The organism is Nocardioides aromaticivorans (genome assembly GCF_013408525.1).
Taxonomy (GTDB): Bacteria; Actinomycetota; Actinomycetes; order Propionibacteriales; family Nocardioidaceae; genus Nocardioides; species Nocardioides aromaticivorans.
Map to the genome: position 1 here is coordinate 850,532 of NZ_JACBZM010000001.1, position 26,999 is coordinate 877,530.

22 protein-coding genes are annotated in these 26,999 nt (G+C 71.3%); 10 read left to right on the top strand and 12 right to left on the bottom strand.

The annotated features are described in order from the left end of the window. The first annotated feature begins 47 nt into the window (after positions 1–47). From BJ993_RS04005 to BJ993_RS04015, 3 genes are read left to right on the top strand one after another with little or no spacing between them, the layout of a single operon-like run. Positions 48–1,562 (top strand): ABC transporter ATP-binding protein, encoded by a 1,515-nt coding sequence (locus BJ993_RS04005; RefSeq protein ID WP_036541800.1) that lies wholly within the window; start codon positions 48–50, stop codon positions 1,560–1,562. Then, entirely contained in the window at positions 1,559–2,782 is a 1,224-nt protein-coding gene (locus tag BJ993_RS04010; RefSeq protein ID WP_308645467.1) for an ABC transporter permease, read from the top strand. Before BJ993_RS04005 ends, BJ993_RS04010 begins: the two co-directional genes overlap by 4 nt. Beyond that, complete coding sequence (locus BJ993_RS04015) at positions 2,779–4,068, top strand: ABC transporter permease (protein WP_242530311.1); 1,290 nt, start codon at positions 2,779–2,781, stop codon at positions 4,066–4,068. The genes BJ993_RS04010 and BJ993_RS04015 overlap by 4 nt, the downstream gene beginning before the upstream one ends. An 8-nt stretch (positions 4,069–4,076) precedes the next feature. Here the strand turns inward: BJ993_RS04015 and BJ993_RS04020 are convergent, their stop codons facing one another. From BJ993_RS04020 to BJ993_RS04035, 4 genes are read right to left on the bottom strand one after another with little or no spacing between them, the layout of a single operon-like run. Beyond that, positions 4,077–5,273, bottom strand: coding sequence for an amidohydrolase (locus BJ993_RS04020; protein ID WP_308645468.1), 1,197 nt, complete (start codon positions 5,271–5,273; stop codon positions 4,077–4,079). Positions 5,274–5,292: 19 nt separating this feature from the next. Then, positions 5,293–6,273, bottom strand: a complete 981-nt coding sequence (meaB, locus tag BJ993_RS04025) for a methylmalonyl Co-A mutase-associated GTPase MeaB (protein ID WP_179647821.1) — start codon at positions 6,271–6,273, stop codon at positions 5,293–5,295. A gap of 9 nt (positions 6,274–6,282) precedes the next feature. Next, a complete protein-coding gene (gene scpA / locus BJ993_RS04030; RefSeq protein WP_179647822.1) occupies positions 6,283–8,430 on the bottom strand; it encodes a methylmalonyl-CoA mutase in 2,148 nt (715 codons plus the stop codon). After that, positions 8,427–10,157, bottom strand: a complete 1,731-nt coding sequence (locus BJ993_RS04035; RefSeq protein WP_308645469.1) for a methylmalonyl-CoA mutase family protein — start codon at positions 10,155–10,157, stop codon at positions 8,427–8,429. Before BJ993_RS04035 ends, scpA begins: the two co-directional genes overlap by 4 nt. A gap of 183 nt (positions 10,158–10,340) precedes the next feature. On the opposite strand from BJ993_RS04035, the gene BJ993_RS04040 reads away from it, so the two are divergent. Beyond that, the gene (locus BJ993_RS04040) at positions 10,341–11,387 is read left to right on the top strand and encodes a glycosyltransferase (protein WP_179647824.1); all 1,047 of its coding nucleotides are present in this window, start codon (positions 10,341–10,343) and stop codon (positions 11,385–11,387) included. Positions 11,388–11,414: 27 nt separating this feature from the next. On the opposite strand, the gene BJ993_RS04045 is transcribed toward BJ993_RS04040, so the two are convergent. Beyond that, positions 11,415–12,062: a DUF1345 domain-containing protein gene (locus BJ993_RS04045; protein WP_308645470.1), complete on the bottom strand. Its 648-nt coding sequence runs from the start codon at positions 12,060–12,062 to the stop codon at positions 11,415–11,417. 41 nt (positions 12,063–12,103) lie between these two features. Here BJ993_RS04045 and BJ993_RS04050 point away from each other — a divergent pair, with 41 nt between their 5' ends. Further along, positions 12,104–13,045 carry a LysR family transcriptional regulator gene (locus tag BJ993_RS04050; protein ID WP_179651958.1) on the top strand — a complete coding sequence of 314 codons (942 nt, stop codon included), beginning with the start codon at positions 12,104–12,106 and terminating at the stop codon, positions 13,043–13,045. On the opposite strand, the gene fdhD is transcribed toward BJ993_RS04050, so the two are convergent. The 3 genes from fdhD to BJ993_RS04065 are packed head-to-tail and all read right to left on the bottom strand — an operon-like array spanning position 13,009 to position 17,115. Next, complete coding sequence (fdhD, locus tag BJ993_RS04055) at positions 13,009–13,839, bottom strand: formate dehydrogenase accessory sulfurtransferase FdhD (RefSeq protein WP_179647825.1); 831 nt, start codon at positions 13,837–13,839, stop codon at positions 13,009–13,011. The genes BJ993_RS04050 and fdhD overlap by 37 nt on opposite strands. Further along, positions 13,827–14,846, bottom strand: a complete 1,020-nt coding sequence (locus BJ993_RS04060) for an FUSC family protein (RefSeq protein ID WP_179647826.1) — start codon at positions 14,844–14,846, stop codon at positions 13,827–13,829. The genes fdhD and BJ993_RS04060 overlap by 13 nt, the downstream gene beginning before the upstream one ends. Next, positions 14,830–17,115: an FdhF/YdeP family oxidoreductase gene (locus BJ993_RS04065; RefSeq protein ID WP_036541815.1), complete on the bottom strand. Its 2,286-nt coding sequence runs from the start codon at positions 17,113–17,115 to the stop codon at positions 14,830–14,832. The genes BJ993_RS04060 and BJ993_RS04065 overlap by 17 nt, the downstream gene beginning before the upstream one ends. Positions 17,116–17,278: 163 nt before the next feature. Here BJ993_RS04065 and BJ993_RS04070 point away from each other — a divergent pair, with 163 nt between their 5' ends. From BJ993_RS04070 to BJ993_RS26480, 5 genes are all read left to right on the top strand, one after another. Further along, entirely contained in the window at positions 17,279–18,661 is a 1,383-nt protein-coding gene (locus BJ993_RS04070; RefSeq protein WP_179647827.1) for an FAD-binding oxidoreductase, read from the top strand. Between the two features lie 94 nt (positions 18,662–18,755). Further along, positions 18,756–19,472 carry a succinate dehydrogenase cytochrome b subunit gene (locus BJ993_RS04075; RefSeq protein WP_036541819.1) on the top strand — a complete coding sequence of 239 codons (717 nt, stop codon included), beginning with the start codon at positions 18,756–18,758 and terminating at the stop codon, positions 19,470–19,472. Positions 19,473–19,485: 13 nt separating this feature from the next. After that, positions 19,486–21,549 (top strand): fumarate reductase/succinate dehydrogenase flavoprotein subunit, encoded by a 2,064-nt coding sequence (locus BJ993_RS04080; RefSeq protein WP_036541821.1) that lies wholly within the window; start codon positions 19,486–19,488, stop codon positions 21,547–21,549. Next, a complete protein-coding gene (locus BJ993_RS04085) occupies positions 21,546–22,289 on the top strand; it encodes a succinate dehydrogenase/fumarate reductase iron-sulfur subunit (RefSeq protein WP_036541823.1) in 744 nt (247 codons plus the stop codon). Before BJ993_RS04080 ends, BJ993_RS04085 begins: the two co-directional genes overlap by 4 nt. An 85-nt stretch (positions 22,290–22,374) precedes the next feature. Next, complete coding sequence (locus BJ993_RS26480) at positions 22,375–23,658, top strand: adenylate/guanylate cyclase domain-containing protein (RefSeq protein WP_179647829.1); 1,284 nt, start codon at positions 22,375–22,377, stop codon at positions 23,656–23,658. A 4-nt stretch (positions 23,659–23,662) separates the two neighbouring features. Here BJ993_RS26480 and BJ993_RS04095 read toward each other — a convergent pair whose 3' ends face one another. From BJ993_RS04095 to BJ993_RS04110, 4 genes are all read right to left on the bottom strand, one after another. Then, on the bottom strand, positions 23,663–24,313 hold the full coding sequence (locus tag BJ993_RS04095) for a hypothetical protein (RefSeq protein WP_179647830.1): 651 nt from the start codon (positions 24,311–24,313) through the stop codon (positions 23,663–23,665). A gap of 56 nt (positions 24,314–24,369) precedes the next feature. Beyond that, the gene (locus tag BJ993_RS04100) at positions 24,370–24,588 is read right to left on the bottom strand and encodes a hypothetical protein (protein WP_179647831.1); all 219 of its coding nucleotides are present in this window, start codon (positions 24,586–24,588) and stop codon (positions 24,370–24,372) included. Positions 24,589–24,744: 156 nt separating this feature from the next. Further along, positions 24,745–25,200 carry a hypothetical protein gene (locus BJ993_RS04105; protein ID WP_179647832.1) on the bottom strand — a complete coding sequence of 152 codons (456 nt, stop codon included), beginning with the start codon at positions 25,198–25,200 and terminating at the stop codon, positions 24,745–24,747. A 21-nt stretch (positions 25,201–25,221) separates the two neighbouring features. After that, complete coding sequence (locus BJ993_RS04110) at positions 25,222–26,529, bottom strand: HNH endonuclease signature motif containing protein (RefSeq protein WP_179647833.1); 1,308 nt, start codon at positions 26,527–26,529, stop codon at positions 25,222–25,224. Between the last annotated feature and the right edge of the window lie 470 nt (positions 26,530–26,999).

Here is a 26,999-nt window from a genome sequence, read left to right on the forward strand (position 1 = left end):
ACCCCCGGGGATGGCATCCATCCCGTCACTCGGAGAGGATCGCCTCCATGACGCTCGAACTCAGGGGCATCACCAAGCGCTTCGGAGCGCTGGTCGCCAACGACCGCATCTCGCTGACCGTCAACGAGGGCGAGATCCACGCGCTCCTCGGTGAGAACGGTGCCGGGAAGTCGACGCTGATGAACGTCCTCTACGGCCTCTACCAGGCCGACGAGGGCGAGATCCTCCTCGATGGTGCCGAGCTGAAGATGTCGGGCCCCGGCGACGCCATGGCGGCCGGCATCGGGATGGTCCACCAGCACTTCATGCTGATCCCCGTGTTCACGGTCGCCGAGAACGTCATGCTCGGCAACGAGGCGACCGGGTTCGCCGGCACCCTCGACATCGACGCCGCGCGGCAGCGGGTGCGCGAGATCTCCGAGCGGTTCGGGTTCGACGTCGACCCTGACGCCCTCGTCGAGACCCTGCCCGTCGGCGTCCAGCAGCGCGTCGAGATCATCAAGGCCCTCTCCCGCGACGCCCGCGTCCTCGTCTTCGACGAGCCGACCGCGGTGCTGACCCCGCAGGAGACCGACGAGCTCATGGAGATCATGCGCCAGCTCCGCGAGTCGGGAACGGCGATCGTCTTCATCAGCCACAAGCTGCGCGAGGTGCGCGCGATCGCCGACCGGATCACGGTCATCCGCCGCGGCGCCGTCGTCGGCGAGGCGAGCCCCACCGCGACCAACGCCGAGCTGGCCGCCCTCATGGTGGGCCGGCCGGTCGAGCTGACCGTGCACAAGGACCCCGCCAAGCCGGGGGCCGACGCGCTCGTCGTCCGCGACCTGCGGGTCAGCGACGACACCGGCCACGTGCACCTCGACGGCATCAGCTTCTCGATCGCGGCCGGCGAGGTCCTCGGCGTCGCCGGCGTCCAGGGCAACGGCCAGACCGAGCTCACCGAGGCCGTGCTCGGCCTCCAGGCGCACGTGAAGGGCTCGATCGAGCTCGACGGCCACCAGCTCGTCGGCAAGTCCGTGCGCAAGGTGCTCGACTCCGGCGTCGGCTTCGTGCCCGAGGACCGCCAGGTCGACGGCCTGGTCAGCAACTTCACCATCGCCGAGAACCTCATGCTCAACCGCTCCCATGGCGGCCCGTTCGTCGGGCTCGGCACCGTCCGCACCAAGGTGCTGGAGGAGTTCGCCGAGCAGAAGCTCGTCGAGTACGACGTCCGAGCGTCCGGCATCCAGGCGACCGCCGGGCAGCTCTCCGGCGGCAACCAGCAGAAGGTCGTCGTGGCCCGCGAGCTGTCCCGCGACCTGCGGCTGCTCGTGGCCGCGCAGCCGACCCGCGGCGTCGACGTCGGCTCGATCGAGTTCATCCACAAGCAGATCGTCGCGACCCGCGACAGCGGCGTACCCGTGCTCCTGGTGTCCACCGAGCTCGACGAGATCGTCGCGCTCTCGGACCGGATCATGGTGCTCTACCGCGGACAGGTGGTCGGCATCGTCCCGGCCGACACACCGAGGGAGACGCTCGGCCTGATGATGGCCGGCGAGCGGCCGGAAGGAGTCGTCGCGTGAACAACGAGCCCGGAGCCGTCCAGACCCCCGAGGTCGAGGAGAAGCCCGCCGGCCAGAGCCCGTGGCGCGGCGTCGCCCGCGAGATCGTCGGCGGCAACGCGATGGTCTCGCTGCTGTCGGTGCTGCTCGCCTTCCTCGTCGGCTCGCTGATGATCCTGCTGACCGACGAGAACGTCCGCTCCGCAGCCGGCTACATCGGCGCCCGCCCGAGCGACTTCTTCAGCGCGGTCGGTGACGCGATCACGGGCGCCTACTCGGCGCTCTTCCGCGGCGCGATCTACAACAGCGAGGTCGACGCCTTCGAGACCCGGATCCGGCCGCTGACGGAGACCCTCAAGTTCTCCGGACCGCTGATCCTGGCCGGCCTCGGCGTCGGCCTCGCGTTCCGCGCCGGGCTCTTCAACATCGGTGGCCGCGGGCAGATGCTGCTCGCCGGCGCCGCGGCCGGCTGGGTCGGCGTCTCGCTCGACCTGCCCACGATCGTGCACCTGCCGCTGGCCATCCTGGCCGGCGCCGTGGCGGGAGCCCTCTGGGCCGGGATCGCCGGGCTCCTCAAGGCGCGCACCGGCGCGCACGAGGTGATCGTGACGATCATGCTGAACTACGTCGGCTACTACCTCGTCTTCTACGCCCTCTCCCGCCAGGGCTGGCTGCAGGCGCCGGGATCGGGCAACCCGAAGTCCGAGGCGATGCCGGAGTCGGTGATCCTGCCGAAGCTGCTCGGCGACAAGTTCAACCTCCACTTCGGCTTCATCCTCGCGCTGCTGGCCGTCGGCTTCGTGTGGTGGCTGCTCAACAAGTCCGCGATGGGCTTCCGCTTCCGCGCCGTCGGCGAGAACCCCGACGCCGCCCGCGCCTCCGGCATCGACGTCGGCCGCACCTATGTCGTCGTGATGCTGATCGCGGGCGGCCTGGTCGGCCTCGCGGGCGTCAACCAGATCCTCGGTACGACGACCAGCGGCGTCACCGTCGACCTCGACGCCGGCATCGGCTTCGACGCCATCACGGTCGCCCTGCTCGGGCGGTCGCGCCCGCTCGGCATCCTCGCGGCCGGCCTGCTGTTCGGCGCGTTGAAGGCCGGCGGCTTCGCGATGTCCGCGTCCGAGGGCATCCCGATCGAGATCGTCCTCGTCGTGCAGTCCCTGATCGTGCTCTTCATCGCCGCACCACCACTCGTGCGTGCGATCTTCCGCCTGCCCAGCAAGGAGGTGACGGCGTGACCACCACCGCCAAGACCCCGATGCCCGTCGTCCCCGACGAGACGCCGGTCGTCGCCACGCGCGGCGCCCTCAAGGCGCCGATCGTGCTCGGGATCGTGACCTTCCTGCTGGCCCTGCTGCTCGGGTTCAAGGGCGCCGAGGGCGACACCACCTTCCGGCTCGCGACCGACACCGACTTCTTCGAGCTGCCCGAGGTCGTCGTCCCGTCGAGCGCCGCCTTCGCGACCATGGTGGTGCTGCTGGCGATCATCACCGCGGCGTCCGCGCTGCTGGTGAGCCGCGGGCGTCGTACCCCCCTCTGGCTGGTGGCGGTCTTCGCCGTGCTGGCCATGACCGGCTTCCTGTGCTGGGCCGCGGCCGGCGAGACGCTGCCGGTCATCGGCCTGCTGGGCGGCTCCATCGCCCTCGCCGTGCCGCTCGTGTTCGGCGCGCTGGGCGGCGTCCTGGGCGAGCGTGCCGGCGTCGTCAACATCGCCATCGACGGCCAGCTGCTGTTCGGCGCCTTCGCGGCCGCCATGTTCGGCACGATCACCGGATCGCCGTGGGGCGGCCTCGTCGCGGCCATGCTGGCCGGCGCCCTCGTGGCGCTGGTGCTCGGCTTCTTCGCGATCACCTACTTCGTCGACCAGGTCATCGTCGGTGTCGTCCTCAACGTGCTCGTCATCGGCATCACCAGCTTCCTCTACGGCCAGGTGATGACGGAGAACCCCGAGGGCCTCAACGCGCCGGCGCAGTTCGAGCGGATCGCGATCCCCGGCCTCGGCGACATCCCCGTCATCGGCCCGGTGCTCTTCCGCCAGACGATCCTCGTCTACCTGATGTACGCCGCCGTCGCGCTCGTCGCCTGGGCCCTCTACCGCACCCGCTGGGGCCTGCGCGTCCGCGCGGTCGGCGAGCACCCGAAGGCCGCCGACACGGTGGGCATCAAGGTCAACCGCACCCGCTACACGACGCTCCTCATCGCCGGCCTGGTCGCCGGCATCGGCGGGGCGACGTACACCCTGGTCTCGGTGCCGCAGTTCGGCGAGGAGATGACCGACGGCGCGGGCTATATCGCCCTCGCGGCCGTCATCTTCGGGCGCTGGGACCCGGTCCGGGCCACCCTGGCGGCGCTGCTCTTCGGCTTCGCGACCAACCTGTCGGGCGTGCTGTCGGTGCTCGGCTCGGCCGTGCCCAGCCAGTTCATGCTGATGCTGCCGTACGTCGTCACCATCATCGCCGTCGCCGGACTGGTCGGGGCCTCGCGGGCGCCGGCGGCCGACGGGGTGCCGTACCGGAAGGGCTAGCGGACGCCTCAGCCGGCGGCGAGGGCGACCACGGCGACACCGGCGAGCATCTTGGCGCCGTAGCCGATCGCCTGCTCGTCGACCTCGAAGTCGCCCTGGTGCAGGTCGAAGCGCGCTCCCCCGGGGGTGCGCGTGCCGAGCCGGAACATCGAGCCGGGGACGTCCTCGAGGTACCACCCGAAGTCCTCGCCGCCGAGGCTCTGCTCGACCTCGGTACGGTGGTGCGGGCCGAGCAGCTCGTCGGCCGCGGTGGTGACCATGGCGGTGCAGACGCCGTCGTTGACGACCGGCGGGACGCCCTGGAGGTAGTCGACGGTCGCGGTGATGCCGTAGGGCCGGACGATGTCGAGCACCGCCTCGCGCACCACCGGCTCGCACGCAGCCCAGGCGCCCGCCTCGAGGATCCGGACCGTGCCACTCGCGATGCCGCGGTCGGGGATCACGTTGGGGGCCGAGCCCGCGCGGAGCATGCCCCACACGACGCTGACGCCGGCGCGGGGATCCATCCGCCGGCTCAGCACGGCCGGCAGCTCGCTGGTGATCTTCGCCAGCGCGAAGGTCAAGTCGCCGGTCAGGTGGGGGCGCGAGGTGTGCCCGCCGTTGCCCTCGAGGCGTACGTCGATGCGGTCGGCCGCGCTCGTGATCGGACCGGTGCGCACTCCGATCGCCCCCACGTCGACCGAGGGGTCGCAGTGCAGCGCGAAGATCCGCTGCACGCCCTCGAGCGCGCCGTGGCTGATCAGGTGCTTCGCGCCGCCGGGCATGACCTCCTCGGCGGGCTGGAAGAGCAGGCGCACCCGTCCCGCGAGCTGCCCCTGCTGGTGCAGCTCGGCCAGCGCGTGGGCAGCGCCGACGAGCGAGGCGACGTGCACGTCGTGGCCGCACGCGTGCGCGACGCCCTCGTTCGTGCTGCGCCACGGGTCGGTGGTCAGGTCGTCGACGGGCAGCGCGTCGAGGTCCGCCCGGAGCGCGACGATCGGGCCGCTGTCGCCGAGGTCGGCGACCAGCCCGCTGCGGGGCGTGCGGGTGAGCCGCCAGCCGGTGCCGTCGAGGCGCTCGGCGACGCGGTCGACGCTCCGCCGCTCCGCCCAGGACAGCTCGGGGTGCTGGTGGAGGTCCCGGCGGAACGCGACCAGCTCGTCGTCGTACTTGTCGACGACGGCGGCGACGAGCGCCAGCAGGTCGGAGGTCTCACGCAGGTCCACCAAGCCAGCCTATCCGGGGTCAGGCGTCGTAGGCGGCGAGGATCCGGTCGGCGGCCAGCGGCGCGCTCAGGTCGCCCGAGAGCACGGCGGCGCGAACCTCGTCCTGGACGGCGCGCACGCCGGCGTGGTGGCGCAGCCGCTGGTCCAGCTCGTCGCGGACCAGCGCCCACGTGAAGTCGAGCTGCTGCTCGGCGCGCTTGCGGGCGAGACCGTCGGCGCCGAGGCGCTCGCGATGGCGCAGCACCTCGCCCCAGACGATGTCGAGGTCCTTGTTGTACAGGCCCGAGTAGGTGACGACCGGCGGCGCGGCGGCCGAGCCGCGCACCAGCTTGAGCGCCCCGAAGAGCTCCCGGGCAGCCACCCGCGCAGCCATCTCCTGCTCCCCGTCATCGGCCTTGTTCACCGCGATCACGTCGGTGATCTCGAGGATGCCCTTCTTGATGCCCTGGAGCTGGTCGCCGGTGCGGGCGATCGTCAGGAACAGGAAGGTGTCGACCATCCCCGCGACCGTGACCTCGGACTGGCCGACGCCGACGGTCTCGACCAGCACGACGTCGTACCCGGCGGCCTCGACGATGGTCATCGCCTGCGCGGTCGCGCGTGCGACACCGCCGAGCGTGCCCTCGCTGGGGCTGGGCCGGATGTAGGCGTTCGGGTCGACCGAGAGCCGCGCCATCCGGGTCTTGTCGCCGAGGACCGATCCCCCCGTGCGGACCGAGCTCGGGTCCACCGCGAGGACCGCGACCTTGTGCCCCTCGGCGGTCAGGTTGGTGCCCAGCGCCTCGATCGTCGTCGACTTCCCGACGCCGGGCACGCCGGAGATGCCGACCCGGATCGCGTTGCCGGCATGGGGCGCCAGCTGGGCGAGCAGGTCGCGGGCGAGCTCGCGGTGGGCGGGCTTGCGGGACTCGACGAGCGTGATCGCCCGCGAGACCTGGGCGCGCTTGCCCGCGAGCACTCCCTCGACGAGTGCCGCCACCTGCTCCGCTCCACTGACCACGGCGCGAGCTCAGTGACCGAGCTGCTGCGAGAGGTCCTCGAGGAGCTCCAGCGCGGACTCGGCGATGACCGTGCCCGGCAGGAACACCGCAGCCGCGCCCATCTCCTTGAGCGTCGGCACGTCGTCGGGCGGGATCACGCCGCCGATGACGATCATGATGTCGCCGCGGCCCTGCTCCTCCAGCGCCTTCCTCAGCGCCGGGAGGAGGGTCAGGTGGCCGGCCGCCAGCGACGAGACGCCGACGATGTGGACGTCCGCGTCGACGGCCTGCTGGGCGACCTCCTCCGGCGTGGAGAACAGCGGCCCCACGTCGACGTTGAAGCCGAGGTCGGCGAAGGCCGAGACGACGACCTTCTGGCCGCGGTCGTGACCGTCCTGGCCCATCTTGGCGACGAGGATGCGCGGGCGACGGCCCTCGTCCTCCTCGAACTTCGCCGTCGCGGCCAGCACGGCCGCGGCGGCATCGTCGTTGCCGACCTCGCTCTTGTACACGCCCGAGATCGTACGGATCACCGCCTGGTGGCGGCCGTAGACCTTCTCCAGCGCGTCGGAGATCTCGCCGACCGTGGCCTTGTTGCGGGCCGCGGCGACCGCGAGGTCGAGCAGGTTGCCGTCGCCGGTGTCGGCGGATCGGGTGAGCGCCTCGAGGGCCGCCTCGACGTCGCCCTGGTCGCGCTCGGCGCGCAGCCGCTCGAGCTTGGCGACCTGCTGGCGGTAGACCTCGTCGTTGTCGACCTTGAGGACCTCGAGCGGGTCCTCGGCCGGCAGCCGGAAGGTGTTGACGCCGATGACCTTCTGGGCGCCCGAGTCGATCCGCGCCTGGGTGCGGGCGGCGGCCTCCTCGATGCGCATCTTCGGGATGCCCTGCTCGATCGCGGCGGCCATGCCGCCGGCGGCCTCGGCCTCCTGGATGTGCGCCCAGGCGCGCTCCGCGAGGTCGTGGGTCAGCTTCTCCACGTAGTAGGAGCCGGCCCACGGGTCGATCGAGAAGGTGGTGCCGCTCTCCTGCTGCAGCAGCAGCTGGGTGTTGCGCGCGATCCGGGCCGAGAAGTCGGTCGGCAGCGCGATCGCCTCGTCGAGGGCGTTGGTGTGCAGCGACTGGGTGTGGCCCTGGGTCGCGGCCATCGCCTCGATGGCCGTGCGGCCGACGTTGTTGAAGACGTCCTGCGCGGTGAGCGACCAGCCCGAGGTCTGCGAGTGCGTGCGCAGCGACAGCGACTTCGGGTTCTGCGGGTCGAACTGGCGGACCAGGCGCGACCAGAGGGCCCGGGCCGCGCGCATCTTCGCGACCTCCATGTAGAAGTTCATGCCGATCGCCCAGAAGAAGGACAGGCGCGGCGCGAACTGGTCGATGGTCAGGCCCGACTCGAGGCCGGCGCGGATGTACTCGACACCGTCGGCGAGCGTGTAGGCGAGCTCGAGGTCGGCGGTCGCCCCGGCCTCCTGCATGTGATAGCCGGAGATCGAGATCGAGTTGAAGCGCGGCATCCGCTGGCTGGTGAACGCGAAGATGTCGGAGATGATCCGCATCGACGGCGTCGGCGGGTAGATGTAGGTGTTGCGGACCATGAACTCCTTGAGGATGTCGTTCTGGATGGTCCCGCTGAGCTGCTCCGGCTTCACCCCCTGCTCCTCGGCCGCGGCGATGTAGAGCGCGAGCACCGGCAGGACCGCGCCGTTCATCGTCATCGACACCGACATCTGGTCGAGCGGGATGCCGTCGAACAGGGTCCGGGTGTCGTAGATCGAGTCGATCGCCACGCCGGCCATGCCGACGTCGCCGCGCACGCGCGGGTGGTCGGAGTCGTAGCCGCGGTGGGTCGCGAGGTCGAAGGCGACCGAGAGGCCCTTCTGGCCGGCCGCGAGGTTGCGGCGGTAGAAGGCGTTGGACTCCTCGGCGGTGGAGAAGCCGGCGTACTGCCGGATCGTCCACGGCTGCGTGGTGTACATCGTCGGGTAGGGCCCGCGCAGGAACGGGCTCAGGCCCGGGAAGGTGTCGAGCGCGTCGAGGCCGGCGAGGTCGTCGGGGCCGTAGGACGGCTTGATCTCGATGCCCTCGGGGCTCTTCCAGCCCTCGGCGACCGGCAGGTCGGGCGCGGCGGCCGCGGCCCGGTCGGAGGCCAGCGGGAGGCCCGCGAAGCTCTTGGGGATGGTCATGCCAGCTTCTCCCTCGTGGCGGTCAGGAACGCCAGGGCGTCCACGCCCATGGCAGCGGCGTCGTCGACCTCCGCGTCCACGGCGTCGGGCTTGCCGGCGATGATCACGTGCTGGGCGCCCGCCTCGCGGAGCGCCGCGACGGCCGCCGCGCCCCACTCACCGTAGGCGGCGTCGGTGCCGGCGAGGCACACCACCGCCTGCCCGGTGTACGACGCCAGCAGGTCCTCGACACCGGACGTCGGCCCCGCGGCCTCGACCGCGATGCCACCGGCGGCGAACAGGTTGCTGATGAAGGTCGCCCGGGCGGTGTGCTGGGCGATGGAGCCCAGCGTCGCCAGGAAGACCGGCTGCGCGGCCGGCTCGTCGCGCAGCGCCTCGAAGGAGGCGCCGTAGCGGCGGACCCGGTCGTTGAGCGGGTCGGCGGCGCGCTCGGGCAGCGTCTCGGCGAGGTTCGGGAACTCGCTGACGCCGGTCAGCGGGCGCTTGCGGCGGGCGATGTCGGCCTCGCGCTTCGCGACCACCGCGGCGATGCGCTCGCGGAACGGGTCGAAGTCGTGACCGCTCTCCCACTCCTGCTCGAGCCGCTGGAACTCCGCCCAGCCCGCCTCGGCGAGGTCGGTCGTCAGCTGCTCGACGGCGTAGGCGCCGCCGGCCGGGTCGGCGACCGCGGCCACGTGGGACTCGTCGATGAGCAGGTGGTTGACGTTGCGGGCGATGCGGCGACCGAAGCCGTCCGGCAGGCCGTTGGCGCTGTCGAAGGGCAGCACGGTGACGGCGTCCGCGCCACCGACGCCGGCGGCGAAGGCCGCGACGGTGCCGCGCAGCATGTTGACGTAGGGGTCGTACTTGCTGAGCATCGGCCGGCTGGTCACGGCGTGCTGGCGCTGGCCGGTCGCGGTCGCGCCGCTGAGCTCGAGCACCCGCGCCCACAGCACCCGGGCGGCACGCAGCTTGGCGATCGTCGGGAACTGCTCGTCGGTGGCGGCGTACCGGAACTCGACCTGGGCGGCGGCCTGGTCGACCGTGAGGCCGTGGTCGGTCAGCCAGCGCAGGTAGGCGACGCCGGCGGCGAGCGACCAGCCCAGCTCCTGTGCGTCGCTGGCGCCGAGGTCGTGGGCAGCCGTGGCGTCGACGACGATGGCGCGGATGTCGTGCTGGTCGGCCTTGCGGGCCAGCGTCTGCAGCTCGGCGACGGCCTCGTCGACGGCGATCGGGATGTCGCGCAGCATGACGCCGAGCGGGTCGATCCCGAGGTTGCTGTCCGGGTGCTTCGCACCGGGCAGCGCGAGGAAGGCCTCGGCCACCTGCGTGGTCGCCGACGGGGCGTCGAGCACGACGGGCGCGAGGTCGAGAAGGACGTTGGCCAGCGTGGCGGCGACGTCGGTGGACTCGTCCGCGGCCAGCCACAGGCTGGTGACGCCGCCGTCGAGATCGACCAGTGCGGCCTCGTTGGCGAGCTTGGCGTCGGGGCCGCTCACCAGGCTCCGGATGTCCCACGCACCCTGGCGGGTGGGCCGGACCGGGCTGGTCGCGCCACCGGGCAGGCCGAGCGGGGTGATGCCGATGCCGTCGAGCGTGGTGCGGGTGAGCTTCTCCCACACCGCGCCGTCGGGGTCGTTGTCGCCGAGCTTGCGGGACTTGCGCAGCACGGCGGCGGTGGCGGCCTCCCAGTCGGCGCGCGTGTGCGCGTCCTCGGGTTGCGCCAGCGTCAGGGGCGAGTCAGTCACGAGCGACAAGACTATCCGTGACATGACCACTGTCACCGTGCGTGTGAGATATGTCCGACTACCGGGCAGTAGCGTCCCGGCGCTCGGACGGGCCCGGAGCGGGTCGCGACGAACGCCGAGCGTTCACCCGACCGCAACCCGCAGCCCGCGGTCCCGCAACGTCGCCGCCCCACCGTGGTGGACATGAGGATCCTCCTGGCCACCGAGAGCTTCTACCCGGCCGTCGACAGCACGACCACCACGCTCAAGGCGACGGTGGACCGCCTCGTCGACCTCGGCCACGCGGTGCGGATCGTCGCCCCCGGCCCGGGCCTGGGCAGCTACCGCGGCTGCGACGTCGTCCGCGTGCGCCCGCTCGAGCCGACCGGCGCGCAGGTGCGCGAGGCGATCGAGTCCTTCGGCGCCGACGTCGTCCAGGCCCACTCGCCCCGCAACGTGGGCCGCAAGGCGCTCAAGCACGCAGCGCGCCTCGGCGTGCCGAGCGTCGCCGTCGAGCAGTCCGCGGTCCTCGACCTCGCCGCCGACTACTGGCGGGCCAGGATCGCCGACCGCGCCGACCGCGTGCTGGTCACGTCGCGCTGGATGGTCGAGCGCGCCGCCGAGCTCGGCGTCGAGGCGTCGCTGTGGGAGCCCGGCGTCGACAGCCGGGCCTTCAACCCGACGCTGCGCGACCCGTGGCTGCACGCCTCGTGGTCGAAGGCCGGCTCCCGCGAGGGCGGGCGCGTGGTCGTCGGCTTCGTGGGCGGCCTCCACAAGCCCGCAGGCGTACGACGCCTCGCCGACGTCGCGCGGATCCCCGGCACCCGCCTCGTGGTGATCGGGGACGGGCCCGAGCGCGAGTGGCTGGCCCGCCGCGTACCCGGTGCCCGGTTCACCGGCCCGCTGTCGATCGGCGACCTGACGGTCGCGATGCCGACCCTCGACGTCCTGGTCCACCCCGGCGAGCACGAGACCGACTGCCACGCGCTGCGCGAGGCCGCCGCGTCCGGCGTCCCGGTGGTCGCGCCGCGCGCCGGTGGGGCCCGCGACGTCGTCGCCCACCTCGAGACCGGGGTGCTGCACGAGCCCGGCGACGGGCGCGACCTGGTCCGCGCGGTGAGCGCCGTCGTCGCCGACCCGCACCGCCACCTGATGGGCGCGGCGGGCCGCGAGCGCGTGCTGCGTCGTACGTGGGCGGACGCGGTCGACGAGCTGGTCGCCGAGCACCTGCCGGTCGCCGCCGGCGTCTGAGCGGGCTCGTGTCTGGGCGGGCTGGCGTCAGGTCGCGACGATCCCGACCACGAGGTTGATCGTGGTGGCGAGGATCGCGGCGCCGAAGACGTACGAGATCAGGCAGTGCCGCAGCACGACCGCGCGGATCGCCGCGCTCTGCACGCTCGTGTCGGAGACCTGGTAGGTCATGCCGAGGTTGTAGCTGAAGTAGAGGAAGTCGCGGAACGCGGGCGGCTCGGACCCGTCCGCCGGGGCGTTGAAGTCGATGCCGCCCGGCGTGCCGGAGTAGTACAGGTGCGCGTAGCGGGTCGCGTACATCAGGTGCAGCGACGCCCACGCCACGAAGACCCCACCCAGCGCCACGGCCGCGTCGGCGCGCCCGGCGACGTCGGACCCGACGAGCAGCAGCGCGACCACGCCGCCGAGGCCGCCCAGGGCCGCCGCCCCGACGACGACCTCGTCCACGCCGGGACTCAGGTCCTCGTGGGTCGCGTTGACGCGGGTGGCATCGGCGTCCATCGGCCAGAGCACGGTCCAGCCGAAGACCACGTAGACCGTGCCGGCGACCGCGATCGCCAGGAGCACCCCGAGCTGGACCTCGACGAGGGAGCCGAGCACCGCGGCCGTCGTACCGGCGAGGACGGCGGAGAGCAGGCGCGGCCAGGCCGTCGCGGCCAACGGAGGACGCTTCACGCTGCCGAGCCTAGGCGCCGGGGAGCCTTAGGGTGAGCGCCATGCTGCTGCGCCGGCTGGAGTACCTCGCCGCCCTGTCCCGCGAGGGCCACTTCGGGCGCGCGGCGCAGGCCTGCCACGTGACGCAGCCGGCGCTGTCCGCCGGCATCCGCAAGCTCGAGCGCGAGCTCGGCGTGCAGATCGTGCGGCGCGGCCAGCGCTTCGAGGGCTTCACGCCCGAGGGGGTGCAGGTGCTGCACTGGGCCCAGCGGATCCTCGCCGAGCGCGACGCGCTGGACCAGACCCTCGCGGAGATGCGCGGCGGCCTCTCCGGCACGCTCCGGATCGGCGCGATCCCGACCGCCCTCGGCGTCGCGTCCCTGCTGACGGCGCCGATGCGCCAGCGCCACCCGCTCGTCCGCTACCGGCTCGAGTCGATGTCGTCGCGCGACATCGTCGGCCGCCTCAACGACTTCGAGGTCGACGTCGGGATGACGTACGTCGACGGCGAGCCGCTCGGCAAGGTCCGCGTCGTACCGCTCTACCGCGAGCGCTACCTGTTCCTGACCCCGGCGGACGGCGACCTCGGGCAGCTCGACGCCCTGACCTGGGCGGAGGCCGCGGGGGCGCCCCTGTGCCTGCTCACGCCGGACATGCAGAACCGCCGGATCATCGACGGCCACCTCACCGACACGGGCGTCGAGCCCAGCGTCGTCGTCGAGACCGACACGGTCTCCGCGATCTACGCCCACGTGGCCGCGCTGGGCCTGTCCAGCATCGTCCCGCACACGTGGCTGCCTGCCTTCGGCGTACCCGACGGCATCCGGGCGCTCCCGCTGCCGAAGCCGCGGCGCACCCCCCAGGTCGGGCTCGTGCTGGCCGGGCACGGCCCGGAGTCGCTGCTCGCCCGTGCACTCGTCGAGACGGCCCGCGGCGTCGACCTCGAGGCCCTGCTCGGGGGCGAGGCTCAGTCGTCCAGCAGGACCCGGTCGGCCCCGGCGTAGACGTTCATCGACGCGCCGCGCAGGAAGCCGACCAGGGTCATCCCGTTCTCCTCGGCCAGGTCGGCGGCCAGGGAGGACGGCGCCGAGACCGCCGCCAAAGCGGGGATCCCGGCCATCACGGCCTTCTGCACCAGCTCGAAGGACGCCCGGCCGCTGACCATCAGGATCGACTCGCGCAGCGGGAGCAGCCCGTTGCGCACGGCGTGGCCGACCACCTTGTCGACGGCGTTGTGCCGCCCCACGTCCTCCCGTACGACGACCAGCTCGCCGGTCGCGGAGAAGAGCGCCGCGGCGTGGAGGCCACCGGTGCGGTCGAACACCCGCTGCGCCTCACGCAGCCGCTCGGGCAGGGCGGACAGCAGGGCCGGCGTCAGCCGGAGCGGGTCGTCGGCGACGGACCAGGTGGAGGCCGTCCGCACGGCGTCGAGGCTGGCCTTGCCGCACAGGCCGCACGACGAGGTCGTGTAGAAGTTGCGCTCCAGCGAGACGTCGAGCGGCGGCAGCGACGGGTCGAGCGCCACGTCGACGACGTTGTAGGTGTTGCTGCCGTCGTCGGTGGCGCCGGCGCAGTAGCGCGCGGCGACGACGTCGCCTGCGGCCCGGACCACGCCCTCGCTGACGAGGAAGCCGACGGCGAGGTCGAAATCGTCGCCGGGGGTGCGCATCGTGATGGTGAGCGCCCGGCCGCCGACCCGGATCTCCATCGGCTCCTCGGCGGCGAGCGTGTCGGGACGCTGGTCCACGACGCCGTCGCGGATCCGGAGCACCTTGCGTCGTGCGGTCACGCGGCCCATGTCTCGGTCCTCTCCTGGTGCCGGTCCGGTCGTCCACCGATCACGGCGGCGGCCGCGACCCCGGCGACCACGCCGATCAGGGTGTCCACTCCCCTGGCGAGGAGCATTCCCGACGGGTCGGCCGGCACGGCCAGCTCCGTCATGATCATGATGAGGGGGGTGAAGAAGCCGAGCGCCAGCCCGTAGTGCCGGCTGAGGAAGAGCTCGGTCGGGAACAGCAGCACCATCACCACCACCGCCAGCACCTCCGGGCGCGGCCCGGGCAGCAGCACCGCGGCGCTGACGACCAGACCGGCCAGGGTGCCGGTGACCCGGTGCCTCGCGCGGTGGACGACGGCGCCGAGGTCGAGCCGCTCGCCGACGACCACGACCGCGAGCGGGACGGCCGCCGAGGCCATCGCCCAGTTGGCGTGCTCGATGCCCAGCGCGAGACCTGCGAGCCCGGCGGCGGCGATCGCCACGGCGTAGCGCAGGGCATGGACGCTGGTGCCCGCCGGGAGCCCGCGAGCCGGCGGCGCGGCCGGCTCGGTCGGGCCCGCGTTGAACACCCGGGCGAGGCCGAGGGCGAGGCACCAGGTCGCCGTGCCCGCGCAGATGAGGACGGCGCCGTACGGGCTGACCAGGCCGGGGCCGACCGTCGCGGTCGCACCGAAGGCGAAGATGCCGAAGAACGGGCCGCCCGGCTGCAGGCGCAGCCAGTCCGCCAGCACGGAGCCGACGACGGCGTACGCCGTGACGCCGAGCACCACGAGCACCGCCGGGACGCGCAGCTCCGAGAACGCGACGCCCAGCGCCACCCCGGTCACCAGCATGCCGGCGCCGTGGAACTGGTGCCGCTGCCGCTCGGGAGTCGGCTCGGTCCGGCCGTACATCCCGGTGAAGGAGCCGAAGACGGCGTACAGGATCAGCTCGGGGCGTCCGGCCAGCAGGAGCAGCGTGCCCGGCACGAGCAGGCCGAGCCCCACGCGGACGACGTGGCGGCCCTCCGGGTCAGCGTGCAGCGACAACGGGCTCCAACCGGACGATCACGCCCTTGGAGGTCGGCGTGTTGCTGATCTCGGCGACGCTGTCGAGCGGCACCAGGACGTTGGTCTCCGGGTAGTACGACGCCGCCGAGCCGCGCGCCGCCGGGTAGCCGACCACGGTGAAGCCCTTCGCCCGTCGCTCCACGCCGTCGTCCCAGATGCTGACGATGTCGACCTCGGCACGGTCGGCGATGCCGAGCTCCGCGAGGTCGTCGGGGTTGACCATCACGATCCGGCGGGCGTCGTGGATGCCGCGGTAGCGATCGTTCATGGCGTACGGGATGGTGTTCCACTGGTCGTGGGAGCGCAGGCTCTGGAGCACCAGGTGGCCGGCCGGAGCGGTGATCCGGTCGAAGGCGTTGGCGGTGAAGACCGCCTTGCCGCTCGGCGTCGGGTAGACACCGGAGTTGACCGGGTTGGGCAGCCGGAAGCCGCCCGGGTGCGCGACCCGCTCGTTGAAGTCCTCGAAGCCCGGGACGACGCGCGCGATCCGGTCGCGGACCAGCGCGTAGTCGGCCTCGAAGTCCTCCCACGGCACGGGGTTGTCGGGACCGAGCGTCGCGCGCGCCATCCGCCCGATGATCGCCACCTCGCTGAGCAGGTCGGGCGAGGCCGGGTCGAGGCGGCCGCGGGACTGGTGCACCTCGCTCATCGAGTCCTCGACGGTGACGAACTGCTCCCCCGTCGCCTGCACGTCGCGGTCGCTGCGACCCAGCGTCGGCAGGATCAGCGCGGTGTCGCCGCACACGGTGTGCGAGCGGTTGAGCTTCGTCGAGATCTGCACGGTGAGCCGACAGCTGCGCAGCGCCTGCTCGGTGACGTCGCTGTCGGACATCGCGCGCACGAAGTTGCCCGCCGCTGCGATGAACACCGACGCCTTGCCGTCCCGCATCGCGCGGACGCCGGCGACCGAGTCGTAGCCGTGGGCCCGCGGCGGCTCGAAGCCGAACTCCTCGCCGAGGCGGTCGAGGAAGGAGTCGGGCACCCTCTCCCAGATGCCCATCGTCCGGTCGCCCTGCACGTTGCTGTGGCCGCGCACGGGACACACACCGGCACCGGGCCGGCCGAGGTTGCCGCGCAGCAGCAGGAAGTTCACGATCTCGCGGATGGTCGGTACGCCGTGGCGGTGCTGCGTGAGCCCCATCGCCCAGCAGACGATGACGCTCTTCGCCGCGAGCACGCGGTCACGGACCTCCTCGATCTCCGCGCGGGTCAGGCCGGTCGCCTCGAGCACGTGCTCCCAGGTCACCTGGCGGACGTGGGCCGCGAAGTCGTCGTACCCGATGCAGTTGGCGGCGATGAAGTCGTGGTCGACGACCGTGCCGGGAGCGGCGTCCTCCGCCTCCAGCAGCAGCTTGTTGAGCATCTGGAAGAGGGCGAGGTCGCCGCCCGGGCGGATCTTGAGGAACTGGTCGGCGATGGCGGTGCCGTTGCCGATGACGCCGCGCGGCTTCTGCGGGTTCTTGAAGCGGAACAGGCCGGCCTCGGGCAGCGGGTTGACCGCCACGACGTGGCCACCGTTGCGCTTGGTCTCCTCGAGTGCCGACAGCATCCGCGGGTGGTTGGTGCCGGGGTTCTGGCCCACGACGAAGACGAGGTCGGACTCGTGGATGTCGTCGAGGGAGACGCTGCCCTTGCCGATGCCGAGGGTCTCGCCGAGGCCGGAGCCGCTCGACTCGTGGCACATGTTCGAGCAGTCGGGGAGGTTGTTGGTGCCGAAGGACCGCGAGAAGAGCTGGAGCAGGAAGGCGGCCTCGTTGTTGAGCCGGCCCGAGGTGTAGAACATCGCCTCGTCCGGCGAGCCGAGCCCGTTGAGCTCGTCGGCGACCAGCGCGAACGCCTCGTCCCAGCCGATCGGCTCGTAGTGGGTCCCGCCCGGGCGCTTCACCATCGGCTCGGTGAGCCGGCCGCGGTGGTTGAGCCACATGTCGGACTTCTGGTCCAGCTCGGCGATGGAGTGCTGGGCGAAGAACTCGCGGGTGACCCGCCGCGTGGTCGCCTCGTCGTTGACGTGCTTGGCGCCGTTCTCGCAGTACTCGTTCTTGTGGCGGTGCTTCGGGTCGGGCCAGGCGCAGCCGGGGCAGTCGATGCCCTCGGCCTGGTTGAGGCTGAGCAGGGTCAGCAGGGTCCGCTTCGGTCCGGCCTGGGCCAGGGAGTACTCCATGGCGTGGGCGACCGCGGGTACCCCGGCGGCGTACTTCTTCGGCGGGCTGACCTTCAGGTCGTCCCGCGGATCCTCGTCCGACCGCATCTGGGCTCCTCCTCCGCGGCACGGCGCCGCCGCTCCCAGCGTCCCCCGCGGGGCGTCCGTCGTCAAAGACCGGTCTTCCATCGCGCGATAAGCATCGGTGATGATGAAGGTGCTCCGGGACAACCAACCGCGAAGGGTCCGGGCGCACTGGCAGACTGCGTCCATGGAGGCCGACAACGCCGTCGTGGCTGCCGTGCGCGAGCTGGTCGACACCCTGCCTGCCGGCGTGGTGGTGACCGGTGCCGCCGAGATGGAGAAGTACCGCGAGGACTTCGCCCGCGACGGGTCGGCGGGGTCGCCGCTCGCCGTGGTCCGCGCCGAGGACGCCGCGCAGGTGCAGGAGGCGGTGCGGTGGGCGGCCCGGCACCGCATCCCCGTCGTCCCGCGCGGCGCCGGGACCGGGCTGTCCGGCGGCTCGTCCGCCGTGGACGGCGGCATCACGATCTCGCTCGACCGGATGCGGTCGATCACGGTCGACCCCGCGAGCCAGGTCGCCGTCGTCGAGCCGGGCGCCCTCAACGCCGAGGTCAAGCACGCCGCCGCGGAGCACGGCCTGTGGTACCCACCCGACCCGTCGTCGTACGAGATCTGTTCGATCGGCGGCAACCTCGCCACCAACGCTGGCGGCCTGTGCTGCGTGAAGTACGGCGTCACCACCGACTACGTCCTGGGCATGGACGTCGTGCTCGCCGACGGCACCCTGGTCCGGATGGGCGGCAAGCAGATCAAGGACGTCGCCGGCCTCTCGCTGATGAAGCTCTTCGTCGGGAGCGAGGGCACGCTCGGCGTGATCACCCGGGCGGTGCTGCGGCTGATCCCCGCCCAGCTCGCGGGCGCGACCCTGGTGGCGAGCTTCCCGTCGATGACCGACGCGTCGCGGGCCGTGGTCGCGATCCGCGGCCGGATCCGCTGCTCGATGCTCGAGCTGATGGACGGCGTCACCATCAACGCCGTCGAGGACTGGCGCTCCCACGGGCTCGACCGGTCGGCCGGAGCGCTCCTCATCGCCCAGTCCGACGCGCCGGGCCAGGCCTGCGCCGGCGAGGTCGAGGTGATCCGCGCGTGCTGCGAGGCCGCCGGGGCCGCGGAGGTCTTCACCACCACCGACCAGGAGGAGGCCGCCCTCTTCGTGGCCGCGCGCCGCAACGCCTTCCTCGCCGTGGAGCAGCGCGGCAGCGTGCTCTTCGAGGACGTCGGCGTCCCGATCCCCCAGCTGCCCGACCTGGTCGACGGGATCGCGCGGATCGCCGAGGACTGCGGTGTCGAGATCGCCCTCGTGGCCCACGCCGGCGACGGCAACACCCACCCCCTCGTCGTGTACGACGCCAGCGACCCGGCCTCGGTCGCCGGCGCCCGACGGGCGTTCGACGGGGTGATGTCCCTCGCCATCGGGCTCGGCGGCACGATCACCGGCGAGCACGGCGTGGGCCGGGCCAAGAAGGCCTCGCTCCCCGACCAGCTCGGGCCCGACCTGATGGCGCTGAACCGGCGGATCAAGCACGCCCTCGACCCGGACGGCATCCTCAACCCCGGCGCCGTGCTCTGAACCCTCCGTCGATACGAGTAAGGCTTGCCTTACGTGCATATCTCACATGATCCGCGTCACCTACCGGCCGGTAGCGGGAGTAGCGTGGCCCCCCGTGGCAACGACGACGCGACCTGAACTGGTCAAGGGCTCCCGTGCAGCCCGCACGACCATCGCCCTCAAAATCCTGATGGCCGTGAGCGGCCTGCTGTTCATCGGCTTCGTGCTGGGGCACATGTACGGCAACCTCAAGGCCTTCTCCGGCGAGGAGTCCTTCAACGAGTACGCGCACCACCTGCGCGAGCTCGGGACGCCGATGCTCCCCTACGAGGGCTTCCTCTGGATCATGCGGGTCGGGCTGCTCGCCGCCCTCGTCGTCCACGTGGGCTCCGCCATCGCGCTCTGGCAGCGCGCGGCCAAGGCCCGGCCGGTGAAGTACGTCGCGAAGAAGAACCGCGGGTCCTCGATCTCCTCGCGCACGATGCGCTGGGGCGGCCTGACCCTGCTGCTGTTCATCGTCTGGCACCTGCTCAACTTCACGATCGTCAAGATCAACCCGAGCAACGGCGACACCGGCAGCGACAACCCCTACGCACTGGTCGTCGACACCTTCGACCTGTGGTGGATGACGATCATCTACCTGGTCGCGATGGTCGCCCTCGCGCTGCACCTGCACCACGGGACGTTCAGCTCGCTGCAGACGCTCGGCCTCACCAACTCCGCCACGTCCCGCGCCCGCGCGCGCGCCGCCGGCTGGGTCGTGGCGATCGTCGTCGCCGGCGGATTCTCGCTGGTCCCGCTGTCCGTGCTCGTCGGCATCATCGAGAAGTAAGGAGCCAACGAACATGGCTGCAGGAACCCACTACCTCCCTGGTCTGACCCCGACCAACGAGCCGTCGGTGCAGAAGTCCGACGACGCCGCCGGCTTCTACGAGCTCGGCGACAAGCTGGTCGACGCCAAGGCCCCCACCGGCCCGATCGAAGAGCGCTGGACGACGCGCAAGTTCGAGAACCGCCTGGTCAACCCGGCCAACCGCCGCAAGCTCGACATCATCATCGTCGGCACCGGCCTGGCCGGTGGCGCCGCCGCCGCCACGCTCGGCGAGGCCGGCTACAACGTGAAGTCGTTCTGCTACCAGGACTCCCCGCGCCGCGCGCACTCGATCGCCGCCCAGGGTGGCATCAACGCGGCCAAGAACTACAAGGAGGACGGCGACTCGACGTACCGCCTCTTCTACGACACGGTCAAGGGCGGCGACTACCGCGCCCGGGAGTCGAATGTCTACCGCCTCGCCGAGGAGTCGGCGAACATCATCGACCAGTGCGTCGCGCAGGGCGTCCCGTTCGCCCGTGAGTACGGCGGCCTGCTCGACAACCGCTCCTTCGGCGGTGTCCAGGTGTCGCGCACCTTCTACGCCCGCGGCCAGACGGGCCAGCAGCTGCTGCTCGGCGCCTACCAGGCCATGGAGCGCCAGGTCGCGGCCGGCACCGTCGAGGCGTTCACCCGCCACGAGATGCTCGAGCTGATCGTCGTCGACGGCAAGGCCCGCGGCATCGTCGCGCGCGACATGGTCACCGGTGACATCGAGACCCACCTCGCCGACGTCGTCGTCCTCGCCTCGGGCGGCTACGGCAACGTCTTCTACCTCTCGACCAACGCGATGGGCTCCAATGTCACCGCCGCGTGGCGTGCACACCGCAAGGGCGCCTACATGGCCAACCCCTGCTACACGCAGATCCACCCCACCTGCATCCCGGTCTCCGGGGGCCACCAGTCGAAGCTGACCCTGATGTCGGAGTCGCTGCGCAACGACGGCCGGATCTGGGTCCCGAAGAACGTCGCGGACTGCGAGAAGGACCCGCGCCAGATCCCCGAGGCCGACCGCGACTACTTCCTCGAGCGGATCTACCCGTCCTTCGGCAACCTGGTCCCCCGCGACATCGCCTCGCGCGCGGCGAAGTACATGTGCGACGAGGGCCGCGGCGTCGGACCCGAGATCGAGGAGCTGCAGCCCGACGGCACGACCAAGAAGGTCCGCCGCGGCGTCTACCTCGACTTCAAGGACGCCATCGAGCGCCTCGGCAAGCACGGCGTCGAGGAGAAGTACGACAACCTCCTCGACATGTACGAGCGGATCACGGGCGAGAACCCGTACGAGGTGCCGATGCGCATCTACCCCGCCGTGCACTACGTCATGGGCGGCCTGTGGGTCGACTACGAGCTGCAGTCCAACATCGAGGGCCTGTTCGTCACCGGTGAGGCCAACTTCTCCGACCACGGCGCCAACCGCCTCGGCGCCTCGGCGCTGATGCAGGGCCTGGCCGACGGCTACTTCGTCCTCCCGAACACCATCCGCGAGTACCTCGCCGACGGCCCCTTCGAGAAGGTCGACGAGAGCAACCCGGCCGTGGTCGAGGCGCTGCAGTCCGTCAAGGAGCGGGTCGAGAAGTTCCTGTCGATCAACGGCACCCGCTCGGTCGAGAGCTACCACAAGGAGCTCGGCTCCATCATGTGGGAGTACTGCGGCATGGAGCGCACCGAGGAGGGCCTCAAGCTGGCCATCCAGAAGATCCGCGACCTGCGCGCCGACTTCTGGACCAACGTCAAGGTGCTCGGCTCGGCCGACAACATCAACCAGGACCTCGAGAAGGCCGGCCGCGTCGCCGACTTCCTCGAGCTGGGCGAGCTCATGTGCATCGACGCGCTCAACCGGCGCGAGTCCTGCGGCGGCCACTTCCGGGCCGAGTCGCAGACCGAGGACGGCGAGGCGCTGCGCCACGACGACGAGTTCGCGTACGTCGCGGCCTGGGAGTGGGGCGGCGACTCGAACGACGGCGGCCAGCCGGTCCTGCACAAGGAAGACCTGATCTACACGGCCATCGAGATGAAGCAGAGGTCCTACAAGTGAAGCTCACTCTGAAGATCTGGCGGCAGGAGAACCCCACCGCCACGGGTGCGATCCACACGTACGAGCTCGACGGCGTCTCGAAGGACATGTCCTTCCTGGAGATGCTCGACCTGCTCAACGAGCAGCTCGTCACCAGCGGCGAGGAGCCGGTCGCGTTCGACTCCGACTGTCGCGAGGGCATCTGCGGCATGTGCTCGCTGATGATCAACGGCGAGGCGCACGGCCCGGAGGTCACCACGACCTGCCAGCTGCACATGCGCTCGTTCAACGACGGCGACACCATCACCATCGAGCCGTGGCGTGCCGAGCCCTTCCCGGTCCTCAAGGACCTGGTCGTGGACCGCTCCGCCTTCGACCGGATCATCCAGGCCGGCGGCTACATCTCCGCCAACACCGGCTCGGCCCCCGAGGCCAACTCGGTGCCGGCGCCGCGCGACAAGGCGATGCGGGCGTTCAACGTCGCGACCTGCATCGGCTGCGGCGCGTGCGTCGCGGCGTGCCCCAACGGCTCGGCCTCGCTGTTCATGGGTGCCAAGATCACCCACCTCGGTGAGCTGCCGCAGGGCCAGCCCGAGCGCTGGTCGCGCGTCGTCGACATGGTCGGCCAGCACGACCACGAGGGCTTCGGCGGCTGCACCAACATCGGTGAGTGCGCGGCCGCGTGCCCCAAGGAGATCCCGCTCGACGTGATCTCGCAGCTCAACAAGGACCTGCGCACCGCGCTGAAGAACGGTCACTGACCGCTCGCAGTCCCCGTCCGGCCCGGCTCGATCGAATCGAGCCGGGTCGGCGCCATTTCCGGGTCTGTTCTGCCACGATCAGCGCGTGGGGCTCAAGACGATCAGCAGTTGGCTGCAGGAGCAGCACGGACAGCTGCACATGGCCCGCTGGATGCTCGAGTTCGACGACCACGAGGCCGAGCGCGAGTTCGCCGGGTACGACGACGTCCGCGGCCTCAACGAGGGTCGCTTCGCCCTCGGCATCGGCATCCTCTTCACGACCGTGTACGGCGTCGTGGACGTGCTCGTGCTCGACCGGCTGGTGCCGGAGGTGGCCCTGGTCCGGCTCGCCGTCGTCCTGCTCTTCCTCGGCGCCCTCGTGGTCACCGGTCGCGCGATCTGGGTCGCCCGGCAGCTCCAGCTCGCCTCGGCGCTCCTGCTGACCGCGACGCTGCTCCTCCTCGGGACGGCGATGGGCCAGGTCGCGGACTTCCCCATCGAGTACCTCCGCACCTCCTGCACGGTCACCCTGCTCGGCGCCGTCGGGCTGCTCCGCCTGCGCATGCACGCCGTGATGGCGATGACGGCGGTCTACATCGCGGTGTGCCTGAGCCTGCCGGGCGCGCTGGGCGGTGTCGACACACTGGCCCGGAACGTGGCCCCCACCCTGGGCCTCGCGTCGATCGCGGTGCTGATCGGCTACTCCTTGGAGAAGCTGCGGCGTACCGACTACCTGCGCCAGCAGGAGGTCGAGATGGAGCAGGCCCGCTCCGACGAGCTGCTGCACAACGTGCTGCCGGCGACGATCGCCCAGCGCCTGCGCTCCGAGCCGGGCGCGATCGCCGACTCCGCGCCCGAGGTCAGCGTGCTCTTCTCCGACATCGTCGGCTTCACGCCGGTCTCGGAGTCACTGACACCCGAGGCGCTCGTCCAGCTGCTCGACACCATGTTCCGCGAGTTCGACGAGCTGTGCGAGCGACGCGGGATCGAGAAGATCAAGACCGTCGGCGACGCCTACATGGCGGTCGCCGGACTCCCCCTGCCCGACGCCGACCACGCCGCCTCCCTCGCCGAGCTCGCCCTCGACATGCAGCGCACGCTCACCCGCCTCTCCCCCGAGTGGCCGAGCCCGATCGCGATGCGGATCGGCATCGCCTCCGGTCCGGTCGTCGCGGGCGTGATCGGCCGCCGCAAGTTCACCTACGACCTGTGGGGCGACACGGTGAACACCGCCAGCCGGATGGAGTCGCACGGTCGCCCGCACCGCATCCAGGTCTCCGCGGCGACGCACGCGCTCCTCGAGAGCCGCTACGCCTTCAGCGAGCCGCAGACGATCGAGGTCAAGGGCAAGGGCCCGATGACGACGTACTTCCTGCTCGGGGCCTCCTGACGGCTCAGCCTCCGGGCGCGCTGGTGCCGTAGGGGTCGACCGGCGCGCCGTCGCCGGTCGTCGGCAGGTCGCCGCGCGTGACCGGCGACGACGGCGTGGCGGGCGTGATGTCCCCGCCGTCCTGGTGGCGCGCGCCGAGCGCCGCCGCGACCAGGTCGTCCCGGTCCACCCGCTCCGTCGGGCCGCTGAGGGCGAGGACGTGGCCGGCGTCGAGGACGACGTACTCCTGCCAGCCACCGCCGGTGCGGTACCAGCCGCCGGCATCGGGCTCGCACGACTCCACGGGCGCCGGGGACCCACCCGTCGGTCCCGGCAGCGGCTCGGTCGCGCACCGGCCGGCGTCGTACGTGCCGGCTCGGACGGTGAGGTGGACCTCGGTCGTGTACGGCGCCTCCACGGGCACGTACGTCGCCCCGTAGTCCGCGTCGCCGAACACCCCCGCCGACTGCTCCGCCAGCTCGAACCCGGCGAGCTCGATGGTGTGCACGAGGTCGGGGTCGACGCCCTGGGCCAGGACCCGGCGGTAAGTGTCGTCGGGCAGGGGCGCCGGTCCGTCATCCCGGCTCGAACTCTCGGTGCCGCAGGCGGTGGTCAGGAGGAGGACCAGGGCTGTTGCCGCAGTGGAGATGGGGCCGAGTCGTCGCGCACCGTGCATGGGTCGACCGTAGGGCGCAGGGGCTCACGTCGGCCTGAGGTCGGGTGCTCAGCTGGTCACACCGCGAAGCGGACGAGCGAGACCAGCCCCGTCACGAAGACGACTGCGAGCAGGACGAGCACAGCGAAGCATCCAGCCTTGCCCCACCACGTCCGTGGCCGTGGTTCGACTGCTTCGGCATCCCAGTCAGGCTCACCGCGACCCACCCACGCGGCGACGTGGTCCCACGAGCAGAAGTCCTTCCAGACCTCGTGGGGCGCATTCTCGAACTGCACGCTGACGTGAGTGTCGTGGACCAGCGCCGTACGGCCACACTCAGCGCAAGCGAGTCCTTCGTCACCACCACGGCAAGAGCGTAGGACGCGCTCAACGGCTTGACCTACTTGGTTGCGGATTGGCCGGCGCCGGCCTCAGGGTCTCTGCGGCCGTTCTCATTCGAATCCAATCGCCACGTACAGAACAACGAATCCAGCGATACAGAGCGGGACCATGAGCGCAACACCCCCGGCAACGCCGACCCACCACCTTCGCCACTCACTGGAGGCGGCAGCAGCGACAAGAGCGCCTGCGAACAGAATCGCCAAGGCCGGGATGACGAACACGTCCCAGAACAACCCGCCTGTGCCCCAACTCGCCTGAACGAAGTAGGCGCCCAAGACGAGCACACCCGCCGCGAATCCCAACAGCACCCCTGTGATTGCATGCGGCGCCCGATCAAGCTTGGACATTGGCATCAGCTCAGCTTTCGGCACGGTGCGATCTCCGCTCAGCAGGGACGCTCCGACTGCGGTCGCGATCCAGGCCCGCAACTCTAACTGCCAAGCCCCGAGAAGGTGGTCCAGATCAGATGAGAGGACTCGACATGCTCTTCCGTCGAACCCGAGCATTCCACGGCAACCTTCGAAGGCTCATGCAGCCCAGTCGAGGGCGATCCTCATCAGCGATGCCTCAAGGCGTGTGGGTGTCTGGTCAGCCGTGGCGGCGGTGACCTTGCGTGTTCCGGTCTGGTCGACCAGGTAGTGGGCCCCGTGTGGGTCTCGCCAGATGACGATCCCGGGGAAGGGTTGTCGTACTTGCCAGCCGGCGTGGGTCTTGATCCGGTGGTGGGTGCGGGTCATTGGGCCGAGGTTGTCGGTGGAGGTCTTGCCGCCCTCGGCGTAGGGGACCTGGTGGTCCAGATCGACCTTCCGGGACAGGTTCGCCGCAAACGGGAACGTGTCGCCGGGGTGGATCAGGTGCACGGCCTCGCGGAGCTTGGCCGGGATCTCGTAGGCGTCGACCGCGGCTCCCTGGTTGAGGTCGATCACGGGTTGCACCTTCACCTGGGAGGCGAAGTGGGCGACCAGGTGGCGGACGTAGGCAATGGTGACGGGGCCGTGGCCCTCCATTCGCGCGATCGGTGAGTCGGGGGTGCAGTGCAGGACGATCTCGACCTTCGGCTTCACCGGACCCACCGTGAGGTCGACGTGGGCCTGAGGATTGGTCAGGAGGGCAAGGGCGGCGACGCGGCGTTCGTTCTTGGTGGCGTCGGGCATCTGGTCCTCAAGTGCCTTGGCCACGGCTGTGACGCCGGCGTTGGAGCCGAGGATGAGGGCCGCGTCGGTGTGGAACGTCAGGGTGGCCTTGCCGTGCTTGTTGATCCGCGAGACCCGGACGTAGTTGTCCTTCGCGGCGGCCTCTTCCTTGGCTCGGGCGAGCTCGGGGGACGCTGCGGCGACCTTGCCCTCCACGATGGCTTCGAAGCGGGTCCAGGCGAGGCGGCCGTCGGCGATCTCGACCACCTCGGCGTCGACCCAGGCGGCCTCGTCCGCCGACAGTTCGCGGGTGGCGTCGGCGACATGCCGGGCGTGGGTGGAGCGCACCTGGCCGGCTTTCACACCGGCCCAGAGCTTCGGGAGCCGGTGCACGAGGTCGACCGCGTCGGCGATCAGCTTCTTCGCGCCGTACGGGCTGGTCTGGATCCGGGCGCCGAAGGTCGCGGCGGCGTGCTCGGTGATCCGCGGCGTACCGGCCGCACCCGCGGGCTTCGCGCGCTCGCGACCACGCTTGTCGCCAGGCGGCAGCGCGTCGGGTGAGTGGAGGACCGCCCACTGGTAGGCGGCTTCGAGGATCGCCCGCTCCGCGCTCTGGCGTGCTGCGTGCTGGTCCTCGACGAACGACAGCACGGCGTCGGCGGACATGTCCGCGAGCTGGTGGTGTCGGTCTCGAGTGGCCATACGTGTATTGGATCACGGGGGGCCGACACAACCGGCTGGCGCGGGACCTGCCTGTGCACAACGGCGCTCCCACCGGGCCTTGTGGAGGACAAGTGGCGCAAGAAGTGACTCGCGGAGCTGCCGGACCGCACCCGACCACCGGAACCCAGCCCCGCACCCACCGCCCTCGTCGCTGCGCTTGAGAACCCGACCACCCACCCAACCGCAGGGCACAGCGGGTGCATCGGAGCAAGAGGTCTCGTGACGGTCGCTGCGCGACCTCCTCGACCACCGGGTCGATGCGCGACCTCCTCGACCACCGGGTCGCTGCGCGACCTCCTCGACCACCGGGTCGCTGCGCGACCTCCTCGACCACCGGGTCGCTGCGCGACCTCCTCGACCACCGGGTCGCTGCGCGACCTCCTCGACCACCGGGTCGCTGCGCGACCTCCTCGACCACCGGGTCGCTGCGCGACCTCCTCGACCACCGG